The following is a 3,298-nucleotide window of genomic DNA, read 5'->3' on the forward strand; positions in this document are numbered from 1 at the left end:
TCCCACCACCCCGATCCGAAGCCAAAAACACGGACGGTGGTGCCGGGTCAAGGCACGCTTTCCCGCCTTGACGCGGTACCACCGTCCGTAGTCACAATCAGGCTTCGGGGTGATGGGCCAGAAGCTTCGGGGTGATGGGCCAGAAGCTTCGGGGTGATGGGCCAGAAGTTTCGGAGTGATGGGCCAGAAGCTTCGGGGTGATGGATCAGAAACGACCGCGTGGGGTGGCCCACAGTGACCGGGTGCTTCTGTCGGGTACCCGAGCAGCCCCCGTAGGGTGGACCGATCCCGGAGCTGGCAAAGGAGCCTGGCAGTGCCGTCCACCACGTTTCAGCACACCGAAGTCCTCCCGCTGGGCAAGGACACCACCACCGAATACCGGTTGGTCACCGACGAGGGCGTCGAGACCGTCGAAGCCGCCGGGCGGACCTTCCTGAAGATCGCCCCGGAAGCGCTCACCACGCTCGCTCGCACCGCCATCACCGACATCCAGCACCTGTTGCGCACGTCACACCTGCAGCAGCTGCGCGCGATCGTCGACGATCCCGAAGCGAGCGGCAACGACCGGTTCGTCGCCATGGACCTGCTGCGCAACGCCGCCATCTCCGCCGGTGGCGTCCTGCCCATGTGCCAGGACACCGGGACCGCCATCGTCATCGGCAAGCGCGGCGAAGGCGTGCTCACCGGCGGTGACGACGAGCGCGCCCTCTCGCAGGGGATCTTCGACGCCTACCAGCAGCTGAACCTGCGGTACTCGCAGATGGCGCCGGTCAACTTCTGGGACGAGCGCAACACCGGCACCAACCTGCCGGCGCAGATCGAGCTCTACCACAAGGACGGGGACCCGACCTACGAGTTCCTCTTCATGGCCAAGGGCGGCGGCAGCGCCAACAAGACGTTCCTCTACCAGGAAACCAAGGCCGTCCTGAACCCGAAGCGGCTCGCGCGGTTCCTCGACGAGAAGCTGCGCAGCCTCGGCACCGCCGCCTGCCCGCCGTACCACCTCGCCATCGTCGTCGGCGGGATGTCCGCGGAGTTCAACCTCAAGGTCGCGAAGCTCGCCTCCGCGCGCTACCTCGACAACCTGCCGCAGGAAGGCTCCGAACTCGGGCACGCCTTCCGCGACCCGGACCTCGAGCAGCAGGTCCTGGAGATGACCCGGCAGTTCGGCATCGGCGCGCAGTTCGGCGGCAAGTACTTCTGCCACGACGTCCGCGTCATCCGGCTGCCCCGCCACGGCGCGAGCTGCCCCGTCGGCATCGCCGTCTCCTGCTCCGCCGACCGGCAGGCGAAGGCCAAGATCACGGCCGAGGGCGTGTTCATCGAACAGCTCGAGCGCGACCCCGCCCGCTTCCTGCCCGACGTCACCGAGGAAGACCTCTCCGACGACGTCGTCGCCGTCGACCTGAACCGGCCGATGGCCGAGATCCGGGCGCAGCTCTCGCAGCTGCCGGTCAAGACGCGGCTTTCGCTCACCGGACCGCTGGTCGTCGCGCGGGACATCGCGCACGCGAAGATCGCCGAGCGGCTCGACGCCGGCGAGGAGATGCCGGACTACCTCAAGAACCACCCGGTCTACTACGCCGGCCCGGCGAAGACGCCCGAGGGCTACGCGTCCGGGTCGTTCGGGCCCACGACGGCCGGGCGGATGGACTCCTACGTCGAGCAGTTCCAGGCCGCCGGCGGCTCACTCGTCATGCTGGCCAAGGGGAACCGCTCGAAGCAGGTGACGAACGCCTGCCAGGCGCACGGCGGGTTCTACCTCGGCTCCATCGGCGGCCCGGCGGCGCGGCTCGCGCAGGACTGCATCAAGCAGGTCGACGTCCTCGAGTACGCCGAGCTCGGCATGGAAGCCGTCTGGAAGATCGAGGTCGAGGACTTCCCGGCGTTCGTCGTCATCGACGACAAGGGCAACGACTTCTTCGCCAGCACCGGCGATCCGGTGCTGCAGATCAGCTTCCGCTAGCCCACAAGAAAAGGGGACACCGGCCCGCCGCCGGTGTCCCCTTTTCCCCGCTCAGCCGACGCGCTCGATCCGCGCGCGCCGGATGAGGAACTTCCCCGGCTCCCGGACTTCTTCGAAGGCCGCGTTGTTGAGCAGCGTGCAGCTGCCCGACACCGACGTCACCGCCACCGTGGTGGACTTCGAGTTGTCCAAATTGGTCACTTTGAGCTTCGTCCCGGCCGGGAACTGGTTGCTCGACGCGGCCGGCGCGCCGGCCTCGCCCGAGAGCGTCACCGTCGAACCGGGACAGACGACCTCGCCCACCGCGCCACCGGCGGCCGGCTGCTCCTGCTTCTTCTGCTGCCCGGGCGCCTGCGCCTTGCCCGGCGCGTTGCCGGAATTCCCCGGCGCCGCCGCGGCCTGGCCGTTGCCCGCCGCCACGTTCGCCGTGCAGCCCGCCACTTGCCGCCGCTGCTGGATCAGGTCCACCACCGCCTGCCGGTTGGCGATCCGCGCGGCCGACTGCGCGTCCGGGTTCGCCTGCTGGCCCGCGATGAAGGTCAAGTTGTTCTGCAGGGCGGTGTCGAGCCCCCCGCAGTTCTCCTTGGGCGCTTCGGCCGCGTTGCCCGCGGGACTGCTCAGCGCGATGGCGGCCGCGGTGATTCCGGAAACACCCAGCAACGCGGCCAGTCCGACGGTCGCCTGCTTGCGGTGCCGGCCACTGCTCAACCGGGGCATGGGCCCCTCCTCTCTGATCGCCACCTCACCCCGGGACACGGCCCGGTCACGACGGCGGTTCAGCGGGAGCCCTGACAATTTTCGACAACTTCGACGAACCGGACCACGGGCCCACCGTGGTCCGGACCACCGCCCGGTGATCGTCCACTGCGGACAGCACACGGCCCCCGGAGCCGTTCTCCGGGGGCCGTGTCAGGAGCAGCTCCTACTTCGGCGGCGTCGTCTTCAGCACCACCGTGCGCTGGTCGAGCGGCGCGGCCAGGGTGACCGAGATGACCGGGTACCGGATGTCCATCGTGCACATCTGGTTGGTCTGGGCCTTCGTCTCGCTCAAGGTGACGACGACGTGGTCGCCCGCCTGTTCGCCCGCCTCGCCGAGCGCGTGCCCGCAGCCGCCCTCCTGGGCGCGGATGTTGAGCACGGTGCCGCCGTTGGCCGTCCACACCTCGCGCGGGAACCCGGCGGGCAGCGCGGTCGCGTCGATCTGGCCGGCCGGCACCTGGGTGCTGCCCTCCGGCACGGTCAGCCGGGGCTTGCCGGGCGGGTTGGGCTCCGGCGGTGCCGGCAGCACCGATTCACTCGGCGACGGCGACGGCGACGCCGGCGTCGACACGC

Annotated in this window: 3 protein-coding genes; 1 reads left to right on the plus strand and 2 read right to left on the minus strand. The window is 69.6% G+C overall.

Going from position 1 to position 3,298, the window contains the following annotated elements; translation table 11 throughout:
* Positions 1-313: 313 nt before the first annotated feature.
* Positions 314-1,966 carry a fumarate hydratase gene (locus CCN39_RS42215; RefSeq protein WP_086852106.1) on the plus strand — a complete coding sequence of 551 codons (1,653 nt, stop codon included), beginning with the start codon at positions 314-316 and terminating at the stop codon, positions 1,964-1,966.
* 51 nt (positions 1,967-2,017) lie between these two features.
* On the opposite strand, the gene CCN39_RS42220 is transcribed toward CCN39_RS42215, so the two are convergent.
* Both CCN39_RS42220 and CCN39_RS42225 read right to left on the minus strand, forming a co-directional pair.
* Complete coding sequence (locus CCN39_RS42220; protein ID WP_086852108.1) at positions 2,018-2,683, minus strand: SCO2207 family protein; 666 nt, start codon at positions 2,681-2,683, stop codon at positions 2,018-2,020.
* Positions 2,684-2,888: 205 nt separating this feature from the next.
* The gene (locus tag CCN39_RS42225; RefSeq protein WP_244211255.1) at positions 2,889-3,296 is read right to left on the minus strand and encodes a hypothetical protein; all 408 of its coding nucleotides are present in this window, start codon (positions 3,294-3,296) and stop codon (positions 2,889-2,891) included.
* Positions 3,297-3,298 lie beyond the last annotated feature (2 nt).

It is taken from the genome of Amycolatopsis kentuckyensis, assembly GCF_002155975.1.
Lineage (GTDB): Bacteria > Actinomycetota > Actinomycetes > Mycobacteriales > Pseudonocardiaceae > Amycolatopsis > Amycolatopsis kentuckyensis.